Source organism: Aquimarina sp. KJ22-3 (genome assembly GCF_055808215.1).
Genome location: NZ_CM147859.1, coordinates 977,341 through 995,417 on the forward strand (window position 1 = coordinate 977,341; position 18,077 = coordinate 995,417).

The following is an 18,077-nucleotide window of genomic DNA, read 5'->3' on the forward strand; positions in this document are numbered from 1 at the left end:
ATGAGTAGAAAAACATTACTTTTTATTTTAGGAGGAGTTTTATTTTTAATCATTATGCTGGTTGTTGGCAAAAAGGCAGGATGGTTTGGTAAAGACGGTAACTTTAAGGAAGTTTCTGTAGCCAAAATAGAAAGAATTGATATTGTAGAAACCGTTGCCGCAACTGGTAAAATACAACCAGAAGTAGAAGTAAAATTATCTTCAGAGGTTTCTGGAGAGATTATTGACTTACCGATCAAGGAGGGACAGCAAGTACAAAAAGGAGACTTGCTGGTTCGTATCAACCCAGATATTATTCAGGCAGGATTAAATAGATCACAGGCTGCCTTACAAAATGTAAGAGCAGGATTACAACAGGCCGAGGCTAGTCTTAAAGAGGCTAAACTTAGTTACGATCGCAATAAAGAATTGTTTGAGAAAGGTGTAATTTCTAAAGCAGAGTGGGATAGAGCGGTGTCAGCTTACGAAGTGGCTGAGGCTTCTAAACAGTCTGCATTTTACAATGTGAGAAGTGCTCAGGCTACGGTTAATGAAGCCAAAGATAATTTGAGCAGAACTACCATTTATGCGCCTATGAGCGGAACTATCTCTAAGTTGTCTGTAGAATTAGGAGAACGTGTTGTAGGAACTCAACAAATGGCAGGAACAGAGATCGTTCGTGTTGCTAATCTGAGTAATATGGAGGTTGAGGTAGATGTGAATGAAAATGACATTGTAAAAGTTGCGATAGGAGATTCTACTATTGTTGAAGTGGATGCGTATCTTAAAAAAGAATTCAAAGGTTTGGTGACAGAAATCGCTAATTCTGCAGAAAATACCGTAAGTGCTGATCAGGTTACCAATTTCAAAGTTAAGGTACGTATTTTGGAAGAGTCTTATAAAGATTTATTACAAGGGAAACCAGAGAGTTTCTCTCCTTTTAGACCTGGGATGACGGCAACTGTGGATGTAATTACTAACAAGAGAGAAAACGTTGTTGGCGTGCCTATCAGCTCGATAGTGATCAAAAATGATACCTCTAGCGTTCGTAAAGGAGCAAAAAAAGATAAAATTACCACTGCTGTTGAAGAAAAGTTTGAATGTGTCTTTGTTAAGAATGGAGAAACAGCCAAGTTAAAAGTAATTAAGACCGGAATTCAGGACGATACTAATATCGAAATAACCGAAGGCTTATCTGAAGGTGATGAAGTGATTACTGGGCCGTACAATTTGGTTACCAAGACGCTCAAAACCGGAGATAAGGTGATCTCTGAAGATCAGAAAAATACCAAAGAAAAAGCGAAGTAATATTTGAAGAGTAGAACATAGATCTTAGTTGACTCAATTAGACTATCTTTGCCAAAATTTGGATCATGTCACACCTTCTCTGTATCGAGACTTCAACGACCAACTGTTCTGTTGCAATAACAAATAATGAAAAAGTTATTGTGCTATCGGAAGATTATAGCAATAGTTATTCGCATGCAGAACGTTTACATGTATTTATTAAAGAAGTACTTGCTAGCGCTAAAATAGAAATGAGTGCTATTGCAGCTGTAGCTGTTAGTAAAGGCCCGGGATCTTATACAGGGCTTAGAATAGGCGTTTCTGCGGCCAAAGGGCTTTGTTATGCCCTAGATGTACCTTTAATTTCTGTTCCCACTCTTCTATCTTTATCAAAACAGGTTGAAGCCAAAACAGGTGAGTTTATTGTCCCCATGTTAGATGCACGCAGAATGGAGGTGTACGCATCAGTTTTTTCTTCAGATTACGAAGTGATTCGGGAAACAAAAGCAGATATCCTGAATGCCTCATCCTTTTCAGAATATTTAGAACAAGGAAAAGTTCATTTTATTGGTAATGGGGTAGAGAAATTCTCAAAAATCTGTGAGCATCCCAATGCAGTTTTTATTCAAAAAAAATTGCCATCTGCAAATGAGATGGCAACTGTGGCGTATTCCAAATTTTCGTCCAGAAATTTTGAGGATGTTAGTTATTTTGAACCCTACTACTTAAAAGACTTCGTTGCTGGTTAGAATCAATGTTTTTGAGTGCATTGTATTTGGCAACTAATCGTATTAAATCTTCCTCTTTTTTAAGACGAATGTTTTCTTTTTTGATATAATCCTTCAGCTCTTCTTCTTTATCAGAAAATGCGGTTAAGATATCTTTCTTGTTTAATGGTAATTCTTTGATCTCATTACCTTCTTCAAGGTAATAAGTAGCTATTCTTTTAATTTTTCCAGTTACAGAGTTCCCTGTCATCGGGTCTAACTCCTTAGGATCTGTTATTTTAAGGCTATATTTCTTATATACTCTATAGGCATCGTTCATTTCGATTAGAATATAATATCCAAACCTTTTATGGCCACGTTCATTTCTGAATTCACAGAAGTAATAGTACTCATCATTGATTCTGGCATAGGTTGTCGGGGATTTGATAACCTCGTGTAGTTTTCCTGCTTTTTGGTGCTCTAGGGCATCCGTATATATATTATACTTTAATCGAGCATCGTACGTTTTTGAATTTTGATCGATTACTGTAGCTTGTTCATAATCTTTGCTTACATATACACTTCCGGCATATTTTTCTAACTCTTGTACTTTTTCATTCGTATTTATTGCCTGCGAAAACTGAGCAAAAGCAAATACTGGGGTAATTAGAAAAAGCAATATTTGTAGTATTTTTCTCATAATGACTGCATTTATCTAAGATTAAAGTATTAAAAATACCGATAAAAAACAAATTAATACTAACTTTTTCTTAACAAATAAGCTGAAATTGAAGAATTTAACCCTACTAGACAAAAAAAGGAACAGATTTCTGTTCCTTTTGTAAATTAAAATTATTATGAAGAGATTAGATTATATCCAAACTAATATTTGCTAAGAAGGCTATTGGATGGAGAAGAACTAAGGTTTTTTAATGCATTGTATTTGGCAACTAATCGTACGAGATCTTCTTCTTTCTTAAGTCTAATCTTTTCCTTCTTTATATATTGTTTTAGTTCGTCTGACTTGTCACTAAAAGCTGTCGTCAATATTTCTTTTTTATCCAAAGGCAATTCTACGATGATATCATTTTCTTCAAGGAAATAACTCACCTTTTTTCTGATACTTCCTGGTTCGGGAGTACCATTGTATACATCCATTTTTACAGGATCTTTAATTTTTACTTCGTATCGTTTGTAAATCCTGTATTGGTCATGCAGTTCTACCAAAATGTAATAACCTTCTCTATCAACTCCACGTTGCGTTTTAAATTGACAATAATAAAAGTAATCCTCACCAATCCTTGCCTGGATCTTTGGGTTCTTGCTCAATTCAAACAATTCTGAATTTTCTTTATACTCTACAGCATCAGTGTAGATATTATATCTTAATTCAGAATCATAAGTCCCAGAAGAGGTTTCGTCGATAATACTGGACTCCACAAATTTGTTTTGTAAGTATATAGACCCATCATATCCTTCATACATAGGAAATTCCTGAGTGTATTGTAGGATGGATGATGGTACTTGGGCGGGGGCTATGTTGACAATTAATACAGTAAAAAAAGTAATACTTTTCTCATATCTTTTCGGGGGTATTTATTTTGAGGGCCAAAAGTTTGTTGCAAAAATATTTAAAAACGCAGTAAAAAGAGATGGTGAGAATTTCCTGTTTTCGTTAATTAATGTTTTTTTAAAATTGAGATTTTTTAGTTTTTAAAAGAAAATAAATAGGTAAAATACTACTAGCGAAATAGTTATAAGAAATTAATGTTGTACAGAAGTAAAATAGCTGAGGAATTGCCAGAAAAAACTAGTGTTTTTGAGTTAATACATAGTTAATTCAATCGTAATGGTGGGGTGACAAAATTTCGAAATTAATTTATTATTTTATAGGAACAATAAAAACACCAGCTAGATTCTAGCTGGTGTTTTTTATTCAATTTTGAGAATGTTATTGTTACTAATTACCTCTGGTAATATTACTTAGCAATCGTTGAGACGGATTGGCATCAGAACTCTTGAGAGCATTATATCTGGCAACAAACCGTATGAGATCTTCTTCTTTTTTTAATCGAATTTTTTCCTTTTTTAAGTACTGCCCAAGTTCTTGTTCTTTATCGTTGAAGGTAGCCAGCATATCTTTTTTGTTGGTTGGTAGTTCGACGATAGTTCCTCCTTCTTCTACAAAATATGTAGTTACCATTCTTAGTTCTCCAGGTTCTCCTAGTCCACTATTAATTCGCTGTTTTTTCTCAGGATCCTTAATGTCTAAGGTAAGCTTCTTATAGATTCTATATTTATCATTCAGTTCTACAAGAATAAAGTATCCATCTCTACTCAGACCTCTTTGATTTTTGAATTCACAATAATAAAAATAATCTCCATCGATCCTTGCGTGAACGGTTGGGCTTTTTGCCACTTCATAATACTTGGATCCCTGAACGAGTTCGAGAGCGTCGGTATATATATTGTATTTTAACTTGGTATCATATGTTCCAGACTTCTCATCGATAACGCTAGATTCTTTGTATCTGGATTTCATATACATAGAACCGTCATATTCTTCGAAGAGTGTAATCTTCTCCGCAGACTTCATTAAACTTCTGGGTAACTGTGCAAAAAGGGCAGGCGAAATTAGAATAAAAAGTAAAAGTAGTAGTATTCTCATGATTCACTGATTTAGGTGAATTAAATGTAACCAAATACCTTTTTAAATACAATTTATATTAAATAATCGCTAAATTTTTGAGAATATGTTAATGTATATTAAGGTTCTACTTCATTATTTTGAATGAAAATGGCTTTTTTCAATAAATTCTACATAAAAAAACTAAGGTTTAACCGTAATTTTTGTAAGATTTTGACTACGAAAACGTTATAATAGACTCGATTTATGTCAATTTTAAGTAATGCTTATCTTAAAAATTAACAGTTTTTCATTGAATTAGAATGTTGAAAAGCAAATATTTAGCTCATTGTTTTACTCCAAAAGTTTTAGTGCTTTTTGTGCGGTGTCTACAGGAAATTTACAAGCGTTATTTACACAGACATAAAAGTAGGTTTCATCTTCAACGAATCTGTTTTTTAGTAAAGAACGTTCAGAGTCTTTAATACTACCAGCAATTAATTTGTTAGGGACATAGGTGTCCTGAAAATCATTGAGTAGTTGATGAGCATTATCGCCTACAACTACAATTTCATAAAAATTATAGGAGAAATTAAGCATTAGATCCAACCAATTAGAAAAACCAGAAGCATATTGTTCCATTTGCGGTTTTATATTATGCAGCATTTGTTTGCTCAAATCGGCGTATTTGTTTTGGTCATAATAGTGGGCTAGAACATATAGGTTCTTGGCCATTACCGAGTTTGAAGCGGGGATCACATTGTCATTATATTCGATGGAACGCGATATCAGTTCAGGATCTTCATCCGAAGTAAAATAGAACATGTTTTTCTCATTATCCAAAAAATGAGTAATGGCATAGTCTGTAAGCTCTTTTGAGATATCAAGCCATTGATGATCCAATGTATTTTGATAAAGTTGTATAAAAGCATCAACAACTAGTGCATAATCCTCTAGGTAGGCATTGATCGTACTTTTACCATTTTTATAACTATGAAATAGGGAATTATCTTTTTTGAGTTGCTGCTCCTTAATAAAGTTTGCATTTTTTAATGCGATATCCAAGAATTCTTTTTCTCCGAACACGCGATACGCATCCAAATACCCCTTTAGCATAATGGCATTCCAGGAAGTAAGTGTTTTGTCATCTAATCGTGGTCTAGATCTTTTTTCTCTATACTCGAGCAATGTGCTTTTCCATGAAGAAATTTTACCATTCAGGGTTTCAATATCAATCTCGTTGTTTTTACAAAAATCCGAATCGGTATCTTTTCTAATCAACACAAAATTTCCTTTTTCCCAAAGACCATAGGCATTTACATTGTAGTAGTTGGAAAAAAGCTTGTAATCATCTCCTAATAGTGTTTGAAGCTCTTCTTTATTCCAGATATAAAAAGCTCCTTCTTCTAATTCTCCGGCAGCTGTTTTACTATCCGCATCCAGAGAAGAATAAAAAGCTCCCTCTTCGTTGGTGAGTTCCCGTTTTACAAAATCCAGTGTTTCGTATACCACGGTCTTATACCAGGGGTCTTTGGTGGCAAGATAAGCATCTGCATACAAGCTTACTAATTGCCCATTATCGTATAGCATTTTTTCGAAGTGTGGCACATGCCATTTCCCGTCTGTAGAGTATCTCGAGAATCCACCTCCTACATGATCATAAACCCCGCCAAACGATATTTTTGTGAGTGTACTTTTTACAAAATCCAGTAGCTCTTGATCTTGAGTTTGATGGGCATAACGTAACAAAAAATGATAATTATTGGGCATCATAAACTTAGGCACACGTTTGGTGCCTCCCTTTTGATGATCAAATTGTTTGCCCCATTCTTTTACTGCGGTAGCGATAAACTCTTTCTCAAACTTTATTTCATCGGTGTTTACCTCAATAATATCTACTTCTTTGATACCTTGCTCTAGCTTGTCGGCATATTCAACCAGTTTTTCTGGCTGTTTTTGATACAAATCGTTAATTTGTTTCAAAGCATCTACCCAATTCCCTTTTGGGAAATAGGTACCTCCCCATACGGGTCTGCCGTCCGGTAGCGTAATTACATTAAGAGGCCAACCACCACTGCCAGTCATCAACTGTACAGCGCTCATATACACCTGGTCCACATCGGGCCGTTCTTCTCTATCTACTTTGATATTCACAAAACTGTTATTCATCAATTTTGCTACTTCGGGATCCTCAAAACTTTCATGCTCCATAACATGACACCAGTGACAAGCGGCATATCCTATACTGATGATCATTAATTTGTTTTCTTTTTTTGCAATATCCAATGCTTCTTCTCCCCACGGTTTCCAGTTTACCGGATTATGCGCGTGTTGTAATAAGTAAGGACTCGTTTCGTTAATAAGATCATTTGTGTATGCGTATTCCATCGCAGATTTGTTTTGACTTGTGCAAGAATAGGTGATCGTAAGAATGACAATGAACCAATATTTCATAATAACGCGTTTACTAGTGTCTAAAATATAAAAAAGCATCTCAATTCGAGAACTGAGATGCTTTTTTATTCTGAGTCGTTTTTTTAGTCGATCTCGAAAGAAATTTTCAAGTTTACTCGATATTCAGAAATCTCATTATCTTTTACAATAACTTTTTGATCACTTACCCAAGCAGATCGAATGTTTTTTACTGATTTTCCAGCTTGTTTGATTGCGTTTTTTGCTGCATCGTCCCAGCCTTTTTCAGAGCTAGCTATAACCTCAATAGTTTTAACAATTGCCATTTCAATAGTTTTTTAGTTAATATTTTACGAATGGTCCTTCTAAGATACGAGATCCTTGAGTTTTATTGAAGCAAAAGCAATGAATATTTACAGGCTTTTTCCGATATAATTACAGCTTTTTCGTTGAACTACCCATTCAATGCTTCAACATGCGCAATTTTATCTTTCAACATCTCCTTTAGCATGTTTTCAATTCCGTTTTTCAATGTAAAGGTAGAAGATGGGCAACCACTACAAGCCCCTTGCAAGATTACCTTTACAATTTTGCTTTCCGGATCGTAGGAATCGAATAAAATATTTCCTCCATCACTTGCAACGGCAGGTTTGATATATTCTTCGATAATATTGACAATCTCTTTGGAAACATCATCCAACTGATCAAAATTTTGATCAGCTTGTTTTTGTACTTCACTTTGTGATACCGTAGCATTGGCCGTTAAAATTTCTTTACCTTGTTCTAAGTACGACTTTAGAAACTCTCGAATTTCTAGTGTAACATCGTTCCAATCCGCCATATCATACTTCTGAATAGAAATATAATTCTCGTCTACATATACTTCTTTTACAAAAGGGAAATGAAATAACTCTTGTGCTAGAGGAGCCTCTTTGGTGTCGTCAATACTTTTAAACTCATGACCGGCAGTAACCAATTTTTTGTTTGCTACAAACTTTAATACAGAAGGATTAGGTGTACTTTCTGCATAAATGGTAATTGGTACTTTTTTATTGCTTTCGGATTCTAAAACTACAGGTTGGCCACTATTCAGGTAATTTTTAATTTGCTCAGCAACCTCTTCTTGTACATTTTCCCAAGCTACAATCTCATATTTATCGATAGCCACAAAGTTTTGAGCAATAAATACTCTTTTTACAAATGGTAAATGAAATAATTGTTGCGCCAAGGGAGAATTTTTGGCCTGATCTATATTTTCAAATTCGTAGCTCGTATGTTGTGTTAGGAAATAATTGGCTTCAAACTTAATGATACTAGGGTTCGAAGTGCTTTCTATCTTTATTTCAAAATTCTTTTCCATGCTCTAATTTTTGGCAAATTTACTAAAAAGCAATACGATATACGCATAGTATTTATATCCCTAACATTTTTTAACGAATTGAGGTAGTCAACTTTAAAATAGGCGTTCTGGTAAAAATTTATATCTTTGGAAACGTACGAATTTGGAATATGTATTTTAAAAATAATTGTGAAGCCCCACAATATAAACTGTTTTTGACAGTTTACATTTAATTCACAAAACCTGTTTGTCCCCATAAAATGACAGTGTCTAAATGAACTTAAAAGCGATCTATGTAGTAGCCCTGATGTGGCTTTCCCAATTTGCCTTTTCGCAAGAAGGAATACCTGTATTTGCAGACTATCTTTCAGATAATCTATATTTGGTGCATCCATCTATGGCGGGAGCAGCAAATGCCAACAAAATTAGGTTAACCGCCAGAGCACAATGGTTTGACGTTGATAATGCACCTAATTTACAAACCGCAAATATAAATTTTAGAGTAGGAGATAAGACCGGTTTAGGAGCCATCGTTTACAAAGATGAAAACGGAAGATTTAACCAGTCTGGAGCCTATTTAACTTTTGCTTATCACCTATTGTTTTCGAGAGATAGAACAGATCTCAATATGCTTTCATTTGGTGCGAGCACTGGTTTTATCCAATCTAATGTGGATTTGAGAGGACTTGATGATCCTTTTGATCCAGATCCTGTAATTCTCGATCGGGTACAAAAAGACTTTTATTATAATGTGGATGTAGGGATGTCCTATCATTATTTAGAATGGTATGCACATTTTACAGTAAAAAACTTGTTACCAGTAGCAAGAGATATTTTTAATCAGACAGACCCTGCGCGTGCACCGATTCGCGAGTCCAACAATCAACGCCGGTATATCTTTTCTTTAGGATATCTGTTTGGGGTTGGAGGCATAGATGGATTTAGTCTAGAACCTTCATTATTGTATCAGGCAACAGATCAAACCCAAGAAAGTACGATCGATGCCAATATGAAAGTATACAAAGATTTGGGTGAGTTTACCACATTATGGGGAGGAATCTCCTACAGAAGGAGCTTGGATGGTGCAGAATTCTCACAGGATGGATTAGCAGTAGAAAACCAACAATTACAGTATATTACACCATTCTTGGGTGTGAATTATAAAAAATGGTTGGTTGGGTATACATATAGTTATCAATCCAATTCTGTAGTGCTCAGCAATGGAGGATTTCATCAGCTTACCATAGGATATGACTTCGCGAAACAGAAAGAGCGTTGGAACTGTAAATGTCCTGCGGTAAATTCTAAGTAATTTTTTGACTATTATTTTCTAGTAGTTTAATATCATTTTTCCAAAAGCATAGGAAGTGCTGCTTTGTTCATGATTGTAAATGGTAATTTGTCTTCCTGAGAGTTGTATGCACTCCCAGTAAATATGGCAATTAGATGTAAATCTTTGAAAATCATAATATATTGCCCTCCGTTTCCTGTAGCTACCTTTGCTGTTTTAGAACCAAAAGGGATAGTCCACCACAAAAAACCGTAGTCTATATTGCTAATTTTGGTATGCGCAGTTAAAGACTCTTTAATCCAGTCTTTAGAAACAATTTGGGAGTTATTCCATTTGCCGTTGTGTAATAATAAGAGCCCAATTTTAGCCATGTCACGAGGTGTCATTTGTATTCTCTTTGCTACATCGATAACCTCTTTTTTTGAAGTATGTTTCCAAACGACATTATTTATTCCTAGAGGTGTAAACAAAAACTGTTTTGCAAATTGATCCAAAGGCATATTGGAAGCATTACTGATGATTTGTGCAACAATGACGACCCCCATTGTACAATATGTTGATATTACTCCAGGTTCTTGAGCCATTGGTAAATCCAGTGTGTATTGAATCCAATCCTTTTTTTTATAGACTTTGTCTTCCTGGCCTTTTGATTTTTTATCCCAGTCGTTACAATCCAAACCTGTAGACATGGTAAGAAGATGGCGAATGGTAATTTGTTCTTTTGAGGGAATTAGGTTTTTAGTAGGTTGAATGTTGTGCAAGTATTTCTGTATGGGATCATCTATGGAGGTTACGAATCCTTTATCAACAGCGATTCCCATCAAAATTGAAATGATACTTTTGGTAACCGACCGTAAATCTTGTGGAGTCCCAATTGTACGATCATTATAATATTCTTCCAAAAGTAGCTTACCGTCTTTTATCAAAAGAAAGCTATTAATTTTATGATCATTATGTTCTAATTGACGTAATACTTCAAAAAGGGAAGAGGTGTTGTTATACAGTTTTTCAAGATTTTCGGTTTCCCATCCATCCGAAACCATCTTTGGTTGTTCATACTCAAATGTTTGCTGCCCATAAGAAAGTAAAGGAAACATCATCAAACACGTAAATAGGATTTTTAAGTATTTCATTAGAAAAAGATTTAATTTCTAGGGATTTCATCTATCCAGATCCACGCAACAAAGCCACAATTTTTATACCGTTTCCAAATGGATATTATAATAGTAGGTTGAAAATACAAAAAGCTCGCATTTGCGAGCTTTTTGTATTCCAATTTATAAAATTTAGCGTACTGCTTTTCCCTCAAACTGCAATCGTTGATCATTTATTGAAACCAACGAAGCCAGTTCGTATATGTTCTTATATCCATACCCATAGAGATTGATAAATGTAGGTATGTTTAAAGCCAAAGGTGCTCTTTTACTGGCAAAAAACTTCGTATCTCCTATTAGGTTGTTGTTACAATAAATCAAAATTCTTGTATCCTTTGAAGGGATATGCTTTGCCAATTCCTCTTTGGTGAAATCTGAAAAATTGATATGAATCGCTCCTTTAAGGTGTTTTTGGCTATACATGGTTTTAGAACGTGTGTCCAACAAAATGGTATTTTCATCCTTCATGTACTCAAGAAAAACATCCAGAGGAATTAATCTTTTCTCTCGATAACTCATTACTTCTTCAGAAACTTCTAAAAAAGAGTCATAATCTACCATAGATTTTTGAAGTTTTGCTTTGGGTTGTGATGTCATAGTAAACGATATACTTGTTATGATAATAAATAGTACAGTTCTCATAGTGTTTTGTTTTAATCTTCCCAACTGAAGGATTTCTTTTTACCTTGACTTTTAATAGCGTTCAATAAAGCAGTTTCTAGGCTGGTGTCATTCTTCTTACTATTAGTTTTGATATACTCCACACGCTTTTTGTTCAGCTCCTGGATCTTTTGCTGTATTTCTTTACGCTTAGCGCTTTTTTCGGCAATGTGTTTTTTTAATTCGGCTGTAGATTTATCTTGTAATTCTATAGGAAGTTGCTCTTCTGCTATTTCATCAATTTCGAACTCTTCGTCTTCGGCAGCATCGATAAGGTCCCAGCTTTTATTTTTGTAAAAACCAGAGCTTTTACTAATAGTTCTACTTACTGCATTTGCCGGGCTATACGACTTGGCATTTTGGTCTTGTTCCATTTGCATGCTTCTTTTTTGAGCTCCACGACTACCGTAATAGATGTAAGTATCGTTTAATTGATTGTTAAGCTGAAGAATAATATCATCAAATGGAGTTGCTATATGAACTGTTTGATGGTTATGATCGATAGCACTGTATTCTCCATAAGTTAGGTCAGCACCATGTTTCCACATCGTGTTGATCCCCTGTCTGAAGTTTCCACAAAATATAGTGTTGATTGTGATCCCTTTTTCCAAAGCATCGGTAGCTGCATCCTTGTAATTGGTAGGTCCCTGAGTAAACGGTTCATTTCCGGCAATAAATATTAATTTAAGATCGTCATTACTTTTTTCCAATCCAATTGATTGATGGATGTGGCAATTACCTTTCCACAGTATTCGTTACCTCCATTGGTAGTCAACCCAAATAGCTCTTTGGAAATTTCATCTAAATCATCAGAGAATGGCAATACCTGCCTGATGTAACCTTCTTTTGATGGCAATCCATCATTACCATATTCATATAACGAAATCTGTAACTTGATTTTGTTGTGTCCACATTTAGCATACGACAATTCGTTAACGATTTCCCATAGTTGCGCTTTGGCCTGCTCTATAAGTCCGTCCATACTATTACTAGTATCGAGCAACAAAGCCACTTGAATGTTACTGGTATTTGGATCGGTTTTGGTCGTTAATATTTTATGAGGTTCTTTGGTTATTGCTACCTCATTGTTCTGTTTGGTGTTTGCATTACAAGAAATATGAATAAGCAACATAAACATACTCCATATATAAAAAATTCTCATGATGTTGTTTTTTAAATTCGTGGTTAAAAGTACCCTGAACTTTTTTGGAGAAAAATCTGGAATGAGGGAAATGGCATTTCTAGTTAGTAAACGGATATACAGAATTAGGGAAAGTACTTTTTTAAACCCAAAAACGCCGTATTGTTCCTGTTTTTGCAGAATGAGAATTTTATTTTCCCAATGAAATGGATTAAGTTTATCCTTATGAAACAGAAGATGATAAAGTGGTCTGGCGTAATGCTGCTGTTATTTTTGATAGTGCCTTTTCAAGGTTTTTCTCAAGAAGAAAATGAAGCCCCCGTCGTAACTAAGCCAATGGTGATTAAGGGTTCTGTAAAAGAAAAAAAGACCAAAAAAGCGATCAAAGATGTAGAGATTACCATAATGGGTAAGGGTACAGTATTGACTGATGTTTTTGGGGACTTTAGAATACAGGCACGGGTAGGAGATGAGATTGTTATTAGCCATGACAGTTTCGAGACGGTGCGATATGTTGTTAAAGACGGACAGCGAGTTGATGTTGAAGTAAAGGAAAACCCGTTAACAATAAGATCACAAAAGTTATCCAAGAAAAAGACAGAGTCAGAATATCAGGAAAACCTCCGACTAGCTCGAAGTACAATAAGAAAGGATGTATCTGCGAGTATTGGATATATCACAAAATCGCTAGAAAGTATCCAGGAAGATGATCCGAAAGGGGATATGAAGAGGGCAGAACTGTACGAAACCCTTGCAGATATCTATAGTTTTTCAAAACAGCCTGATTTGGCAGAAAGCAATTACAGAATTAGCTTATCCTATGCTTATAATACCAATGTAAAAATTAAATTAGGAAAAGCGCAACTAGAGGATAAAAACTATCAGGGTGCTTTTAAAACGTTTGGTGAATTGCAACGTTCTCGATTAAATGCAGAACAAAAAATTTTGGTTTTAGAAGGTTTGGGAGATAGTAATAAAGGATTAGAAAATTCTTCGGGAGCTATTCAAAATTATAATAGTGCACTGTCTCTAAGTAAGAGGAAAAATCTTGATGATAAAGAAATATCTTTAAATACCAAATTGGCAGATGTACTTCAAGAACAAGGAAATACTTCTGATGCTGCGGGGTATTTAGATAATTCTGTACAGCTAGCTCAGCAACAAGATAGAAAAACGGCTGCAAGACAGCGTAGTGTAGCGGCCGATTTTTATAACAAGAGCAATAGCTACGATAAAGAAATACAATTACGTAAAGAAGCACTAGCAGATATTGAAGAAATAGAAGAAAATGCTGAAGATGAGCTGTTGGAAGAGGACAGAGCAATTACACCGCAAGTACAAAATTATAAGATTGCTAATGCTTTTGTGGCACAAGAAAAATATGACGAAGCGATCAGTTATTTTGAAGAGAGTAAAAAAGAAGCGGCTTCAAAAAATGATCTTATCGTACAAAAAGATGCTACCCGAAAATTGGGAGAGGTGTATCGTGAAAAGGGAGAGCTAGAAAAAGCTTCAGAAGAGTTTGAGGAGTATGAAGTGATCGTAGATAAGTTGTATATCCAAAAGGAGCAAGAAATATCTCAGGCGGCGCGATTTGGTAGGGAATTAGCTTTGAGCGCCAATAGGATTGAGACTTTAGAGAAAGACCGAGAACTTAATGAGGCCCGTTATCAACTTGCGTTCGCTTCTCAGGAAATTTTAGATCAAAAAAGTTTACGCCAACAGGTGATGATTTATTTCTTGGTTGGCCTTTCAGTGTTATTATTGTTAATGGCATATTTGATGTTTAGAAACATCAAACAACAACGGTATGCGAATAATCTTTTGGCATTAAAATCACTGCGATCCCAGATGAATCCTCATTTTATTTTCAATGCTTTAAATTCGGTAAATACCTTTATTGCTACTAGTGATGAAAGAACAGCAAATCGATATCTTACCGACTTTTCATTGTTGATGAGAGCAGTTTTGGAAAACAGTGAAGAGGATTTTATTCCGTTGGAAAAAGAAATAGAACTGTTAGGCTTGTATGTGCAGCTAGAGCACTTTAGATTTCAGGATAAATTTGAGTATGAGGTGGAGGTAGATCCGGCGATAGATGTAGCCGAATATGTAATCCCACCAATGCTTTTACAACCTTATGTAGAGAATGCCGTTTGGCATGGGCTACGATATAAATCAGAAAAAGGAACATTATCTATTCGATTTGATAAGGTAGATGAAGGTAGTATCAAGATTGTTATAGAAGATGATGGTATTGGGAGAAAGCAATCCAAAGCATTAAAAACTAATAATCAGAAGTTGCAAAAATCTCGAGGGATGAGCAATATCAAAAAAAGAATAGAAATTCTTAACGAAATGTACAAAGATAAAGTTGATGTTTTCGTTTCTGACCTAAACGAAAATGAAGAAGGAACTCGAGTACAATTAATACTTAAAAAAGATAAATGAATTTAACCGCAATTATTGTAGACGATGAGGCAAATAGTAGGTTAATCCTGCGTAACTATTTAGAGAAATATTGTACTTCTGTGACCATATTAGGTGAAGCTGCAAGTGTACAAGAAACACTACAACTTTTAGAAAAAATGACACCAGATATGTTATTTCTAGATGTAGAAATGCCCTACGGAAATGCTTTTGATCTTTTGGAGCAAGTTCCAGATCGTACTTTCGAAATAGTATTTGTAACGGCCTATGATCATTATGCTGTTGAAGCGTTAAATGCGCAAGCTACCTATTATCTATTAAAACCTATTGCAATTGATAACCTGATCAAAGCGGTAGATCATGTTACTCATATCAAACAGAAAGAAATGGCGCTGCAAGATGCTGTATTGGTACCAAAAATGGCCGCAGTGGAAAGCAAAATTACTATTCCGCAGCAAGATGGTTTTGAAATACTTGAAGTGGCTGATATTTTATATTGCGAAGCGGATGATAATTACACCAAAATTTATCTGGAAAAAGGGCAGAAGCTAGTCAGCAAAACCTTGAAATATTTTGAAGATCTACTCAAAGTACATGGTTTCTTAAGAATACATAAAAGTTATTTGGTAAATATTGGAAGAATTACCAGATATCGAAAAGGAAAAGGAGGAAGTGTGGTGCTTACTTCTGGGAAAGAGTTGGCTGTCTCTTCTTCAAAAAAAGGAGCTTTGCTGGATTGTTTTAAATAACTAAAAGTCCAAAAAGCTTACCATAGGGGATACTGTTGTTGAAGCGACGATATCTACAAGGATTTCAGGATTAGCGTTAGTGTATAATTGATGCGTTCCCAAATCGGATTTTGAATTCAAAATCCCATTGGTAGCTAACACCGCTTTGGTTTGTCGTGCAACAGCCTCTCCAGAATCAATAATCGTTACTTTGCTCGGGAGTATCTTTTTTAACACAGGGATTAGATAGGGATAATGCGTACAACCCAAAACAAGGTGGTCTATATCCTTCTCCAGCATAGGGTCCATATACGATTGTAACAGATCGAGCATTTTTTTGGAATGGATTTCACCTTCCTCGATGAGTTCTACCAATCCGGTTCCAATAATTTCTATTACTTCAATATTTTGAGCATAAAGATCAGAGGTCTGCGCAAAAAGCTCACTGGATAAAGTTCCTTTGGTAGCCAGCACACCGACTTTTTTGGTTTTAGTACGAATAGCCGCAGGTTTTATGGCAGGTTCAATGCCTATAAATGGCACATCATAAGTGTCGCGTAAAGTTTTTATCGCATTAGTAGTAGCTGTATTGCAGGCAACTACGATAATTTTGCTGTTTAATTCCAGTAGTTTTTCGGTGTTTTTGATACTCAACTGTAGAATCTCCTCCTTACTTCTTTTACCATATGGGGCATATTTGCTATCTGCCAAAAAAATGCAGTCCTCGCTGGGTAAAAGCGCAGCAATTTCTTTCCATATGGAGGTGCCGCCAACTCCAGAGTCGAATATTCCGATGGGTTGATTTTGTGTCATCTACCGTGCAATTAGTTTCAAAAATAAAAAAGACAGTGAGAAATAGTCTTCACTGTCCTTAATTTTATCTTTAAAAAGAATTTGGTTTCAATTAGATACCTAAGTCCTTTTTTACATCAGCCATTAGATCTTTACCATCGGCCATGATTACACCGGTTCCTGTTGTAGAATCAAGTACGTAGTTAAATCCTTGAGCTCTTGCTACTTTTTGGATAGATGTACGTGCTTTTTCATAGATAGGCTTCATCAATTCTATCTCTTTTTTCTGAAGATCTTGAAGAGCATTGGTTCTATAATCGTTGATACTTTTTTCTGTAGCTTGAATTTCTTGCTGTCTTTTTAAGTTTTCCTCATCAGTTTTTGTTTCAGCCTCTTGAGAATACTTTTTAATAGTGCTTTGCAATTCTAGAACCATATTTCTAATCTCTGCATCATAAGTCTTGTTAAGCTTTTCGATCTCACTTTTAGCAGCTTTGAAAGCAGGCATTGCCTCAACTAATTCTTGCGATGCAATGTGTGCTACTTTTGATTGTGCATTTACAAAACCAGTGGTTCCCATAGTAATTGCAATAGCTACTAGTAATGTTCTAAATTGTTTCATTGTAGTAATATTAAAGGGTGTTATAAAATTTAAAGTTATTTATTCGTTACTATCTCCACCATCAGATTGCGAATCATCGTCTTCTTTTAACTTCTGCTTGGCGGCTTTCAAAGCCTCTATTGAGTCTTTTTTCTTTTTTTGTAATTCTAATAATTTTGCTCTTCTTTCTTCAAACTCTTTTCTTTTTGCAGCACGTATAGAATCTCTTTCGGCTTTACGCTGTGCAAGAAGTTGTTCTCTTTCAGATTGTTTTTGCAAGGTAGCTCTTTCTCTGTCCGTCACTTCTTTTTCCTGAGCAGCACTTCTTTTTTCTGATCTTTCTAAAGCTTTTTTCTCTCTTTTGTTATTCAGCTGTTTTCTTTTTGAGGCTCTATTGATTCTCAATAAAACCTGATCACTGATGTCATATCGATCTGCAGAATACAACATTACCAAATCAGCAGTCTTATCAAAAATAAAATCGTATCGTTTGTTTTTTGCGATTTCTTGTACCGCTACAAAAACCTGATCTTGTACTGGCTGCACGAGTCGTTTTTTCTGTAAAAACAAATCGCCATTAGGGCCAAATCTTTTTTGCTGATATTCTAATATTTCTTTTTCCTTATAAAGAATGTCTTCTTCTCTTTCTTCGATCAATTCTTTGGTTAACAAAACTCTTTCATTATTCAGATCCTTTCGCATTTCATCTACTTCTTTCAATTCAGCTTCGATCTCGACCTTCCATTTTTGTACTTTGGATTCAAGTTCAGCAGAGGCTTGGTTATATTCGGGAACATTTTCTAGAATATACTCCATATCGATGTAACCAATTCTGATGCCTTTTTGTGCGCTTGCAGATGATGTGAATGACAACCAGACAATCGCGGCGAGCATTAAAAGAATCTTTGTTTTCATAATTTTGTTTATTTA

General features: G+C 35.2%; 18 protein-coding genes. 5 read left to right on the forward strand and 13 right to left on the reverse strand.

Translation table 11 applies throughout. The annotated features are described in order from the left end of the window. The gene (locus AC0L3Q_RS04075) at positions 1-1,287 is read left to right on the forward strand and encodes an efflux RND transporter periplasmic adaptor subunit (protein ID WP_473285363.1); all 1,287 of its coding nucleotides are present in this window, start codon (positions 1-3) and stop codon (positions 1,285-1,287) included. A gap of 65 nt (positions 1,288-1,352) precedes the next feature. Further along, positions 1,353-2,015: a tRNA (adenosine(37)-N6)-threonylcarbamoyltransferase complex dimerization subunit type 1 TsaB gene (gene tsaB / locus AC0L3Q_RS04080; RefSeq protein WP_473285365.1), complete on the forward strand. Its 663-nt coding sequence runs from the start codon at positions 1,353-1,355 to the stop codon at positions 2,013-2,015. On the opposite strand, the gene AC0L3Q_RS04085 is transcribed toward tsaB, so the two are convergent. From AC0L3Q_RS04085 to AC0L3Q_RS04110, 6 genes are all read right to left on the reverse strand, one after another. Continuing rightward, complete coding sequence (locus AC0L3Q_RS04085) at positions 1,969-2,673, reverse strand: hypothetical protein (RefSeq protein ID WP_473285366.1); 705 nt, start codon at positions 2,671-2,673, stop codon at positions 1,969-1,971. The genes tsaB and AC0L3Q_RS04085 overlap by 47 nt on opposite strands. Positions 2,674-2,855: 182 nt before the next feature. Then, positions 2,856-3,413, reverse strand: coding sequence for a hypothetical protein (locus tag AC0L3Q_RS04090; RefSeq protein ID WP_473285368.1), 558 nt, complete (start codon positions 3,411-3,413; stop codon positions 2,856-2,858). 520 nt (positions 3,414-3,933) lie between these two features. Next, the gene (locus AC0L3Q_RS04095; RefSeq protein WP_473285370.1) at positions 3,934-4,641 is read right to left on the reverse strand and encodes a hypothetical protein; all 708 of its coding nucleotides are present in this window, start codon (positions 4,639-4,641) and stop codon (positions 3,934-3,936) included. A 312-nt stretch (positions 4,642-4,953) separates the two neighbouring features. Further along, positions 4,954-7,053: a thioredoxin domain-containing protein gene (locus tag AC0L3Q_RS04100; RefSeq protein ID WP_473285372.1), complete on the reverse strand. Its 2,100-nt coding sequence runs from the start codon at positions 7,051-7,053 to the stop codon at positions 4,954-4,956. A gap of 83 nt (positions 7,054-7,136) precedes the next feature. Beyond that, entirely contained in the window at positions 7,137-7,337 is a 201-nt protein-coding gene (locus AC0L3Q_RS04105) for a dodecin family protein (RefSeq protein WP_473285373.1), read from the reverse strand. Positions 7,338-7,465: 128 nt separating this feature from the next. After that, positions 7,466-8,371 (reverse strand): NifU family protein, encoded by a 906-nt coding sequence (locus AC0L3Q_RS04110; RefSeq protein WP_473285375.1) that lies wholly within the window; start codon positions 8,369-8,371, stop codon positions 7,466-7,468. A 253-nt stretch (positions 8,372-8,624) separates the two neighbouring features. Here AC0L3Q_RS04110 and AC0L3Q_RS04115 point away from each other — a divergent pair, with 253 nt between their 5' ends. Then, positions 8,625-9,662, forward strand: a complete 1,038-nt coding sequence (locus tag AC0L3Q_RS04115; RefSeq protein ID WP_473285377.1) for a PorP/SprF family type IX secretion system membrane protein — start codon at positions 8,625-8,627, stop codon at positions 9,660-9,662. Between the two features lie 32 nt (positions 9,663-9,694). Here AC0L3Q_RS04115 and AC0L3Q_RS04120 read toward each other — a convergent pair whose 3' ends face one another. From AC0L3Q_RS04120 to AC0L3Q_RS04135, 4 genes are all read right to left on the reverse strand, one after another. Next, entirely contained in the window at positions 9,695-10,774 is a 1,080-nt protein-coding gene (locus tag AC0L3Q_RS04120; RefSeq protein ID WP_473285379.1) for a serine hydrolase domain-containing protein, read from the reverse strand. Positions 10,775-10,927: 153 nt separating this feature from the next. Beyond that, on the reverse strand, positions 10,928-11,437 hold the full coding sequence (locus AC0L3Q_RS04125) for a rhodanese-like domain-containing protein (RefSeq protein WP_473285381.1): 510 nt from the start codon (positions 11,435-11,437) through the stop codon (positions 10,928-10,930). A gap of 11 nt (positions 11,438-11,448) precedes the next feature. Then, positions 11,449-12,165, reverse strand: a complete 717-nt coding sequence (locus AC0L3Q_RS04130; RefSeq protein ID WP_473285383.1) for a hypothetical protein — start codon at positions 12,163-12,165, stop codon at positions 11,449-11,451. Next, positions 12,135-12,617 carry a hypothetical protein gene (locus AC0L3Q_RS04135; protein WP_473285385.1) on the reverse strand — a complete coding sequence of 161 codons (483 nt, stop codon included), beginning with the start codon at positions 12,615-12,617 and terminating at the stop codon, positions 12,135-12,137. The genes AC0L3Q_RS04130 and AC0L3Q_RS04135 overlap by 31 nt, the downstream gene beginning before the upstream one ends. Positions 12,618-12,821: 204 nt before the next feature. Between AC0L3Q_RS04135 and AC0L3Q_RS04140 the strand changes: the two genes are divergently transcribed. Together AC0L3Q_RS04140 and AC0L3Q_RS04145 are read left to right on the forward strand one after the other, a co-directional pair. Then, positions 12,822-15,047, forward strand: a complete 2,226-nt coding sequence (locus tag AC0L3Q_RS04140) for a tetratricopeptide repeat-containing sensor histidine kinase (protein ID WP_473285386.1) — start codon at positions 12,822-12,824, stop codon at positions 15,045-15,047. Next, positions 15,044-15,775 (forward strand): LytR/AlgR family response regulator transcription factor, encoded by a 732-nt coding sequence (locus AC0L3Q_RS04145; RefSeq protein WP_473285388.1) that lies wholly within the window; start codon positions 15,044-15,046, stop codon positions 15,773-15,775. The genes AC0L3Q_RS04140 and AC0L3Q_RS04145 overlap by 4 nt, the downstream gene beginning before the upstream one ends. On the opposite strand, the gene murI is transcribed toward AC0L3Q_RS04145, so the two are convergent. From murI to AC0L3Q_RS04160, 3 genes are all read right to left on the reverse strand, one after another. After that, the gene (gene murI, locus AC0L3Q_RS04150; RefSeq protein WP_473285390.1) at positions 15,776-16,567 is read right to left on the reverse strand and encodes a glutamate racemase; all 792 of its coding nucleotides are present in this window, start codon (positions 16,565-16,567) and stop codon (positions 15,776-15,778) included. 91 nt (positions 16,568-16,658) lie between these two features. Beyond that, complete coding sequence (locus AC0L3Q_RS04155) at positions 16,659-17,168, reverse strand: OmpH/Skp family outer membrane protein (protein WP_473285392.1); 510 nt, start codon at positions 17,166-17,168, stop codon at positions 16,659-16,661. A 39-nt stretch (positions 17,169-17,207) separates the two neighbouring features. Then, on the reverse strand, positions 17,208-18,062 hold the full coding sequence (locus tag AC0L3Q_RS04160; protein ID WP_473285394.1) for an OmpH/Skp family outer membrane protein: 855 nt from the start codon (positions 18,060-18,062) through the stop codon (positions 17,208-17,210). Between the last annotated feature and the right edge of the window lie 15 nt (positions 18,063-18,077).

What these genes read in the sequence shown, in the direction of transcription:
- AC0L3Q_RS04135 (WP_473285385.1), bottom strand. Translation starts at nt 12,617, where the DNA reads ATGAGAATTTTTTATATATGGAGTATGTTTATGTTGCTTATTCATATT.
- AC0L3Q_RS04110 (WP_473285375.1), bottom strand. Translation starts at nt 8,371, where the DNA reads ATGGAAAAGAATTTTGAAATAAAGATAGAAAGCACTTCGAACCCTAGT.
- AC0L3Q_RS04075 (WP_473285363.1), top strand. Translation starts at nt 1, where the DNA reads ATGAGTAGAAAAACATTACTTTTTATTTTAGGAGGAGTTTTATTTTTA.
- AC0L3Q_RS04095 (WP_473285370.1), bottom strand. Translation starts at nt 4,641, where the DNA reads ATGAGAATACTACTACTTTTACTTTTTATTCTAATTTCGCCTGCCCTT.
- AC0L3Q_RS04085 (WP_473285366.1), bottom strand. Translation starts at nt 2,673, where the DNA reads ATGAGAAAAATACTACAAATATTGCTTTTTCTAATTACCCCAGTATTT.
- AC0L3Q_RS04125 (WP_473285381.1), bottom strand. Translation starts at nt 11,437, where the DNA reads ATGAGAACTGTACTATTTATTATCATAACAAGTATATCGTTTACTATG.
- AC0L3Q_RS04105 (WP_473285373.1), bottom strand. Translation starts at nt 7,337, where the DNA reads ATGGCAATTGTTAAAACTATTGAGGTTATAGCTAGCTCTGAAAAAGGC.
- AC0L3Q_RS04155 (WP_473285392.1), bottom strand. Translation starts at nt 17,168, where the DNA reads ATGAAACAATTTAGAACATTACTAGTAGCTATTGCAATTACTATGGGA.
- AC0L3Q_RS04120 (WP_473285379.1), bottom strand. Translation starts at nt 10,774, where the DNA reads ATGAAATACTTAAAAATCCTATTTACGTGTTTGATGATGTTTCCTTTA.
- AC0L3Q_RS04145 (WP_473285388.1), top strand. Translation starts at nt 15,044, where the DNA reads ATGAATTTAACCGCAATTATTGTAGACGATGAGGCAAATAGTAGGTTA.
- AC0L3Q_RS04160 (WP_473285394.1), bottom strand. Translation starts at nt 18,062, where the DNA reads ATGAAAACAAAGATTCTTTTAATGCTCGCCGCGATTGTCTGGTTGTCA.
- AC0L3Q_RS04115 (WP_473285377.1), top strand. Translation starts at nt 8,625, where the DNA reads ATGAACTTAAAAGCGATCTATGTAGTAGCCCTGATGTGGCTTTCCCAA.
- murI (WP_473285390.1), bottom strand. Translation starts at nt 16,567, where the DNA reads ATGACACAAAATCAACCCATCGGAATATTCGACTCTGGAGTTGGCGGC.
- tsaB (WP_473285365.1), top strand. Translation starts at nt 1,353, where the DNA reads ATGTCACACCTTCTCTGTATCGAGACTTCAACGACCAACTGTTCTGTT.
- AC0L3Q_RS04100 (WP_473285372.1), bottom strand. Translation starts at nt 7,053, where the DNA reads ATGAAATATTGGTTCATTGTCATTCTTACGATCACCTATTCTTGCACA.
- AC0L3Q_RS04140 (WP_473285386.1), top strand. Translation starts at nt 12,822, where the DNA reads ATGAAACAGAAGATGATAAAGTGGTCTGGCGTAATGCTGCTGTTATTT.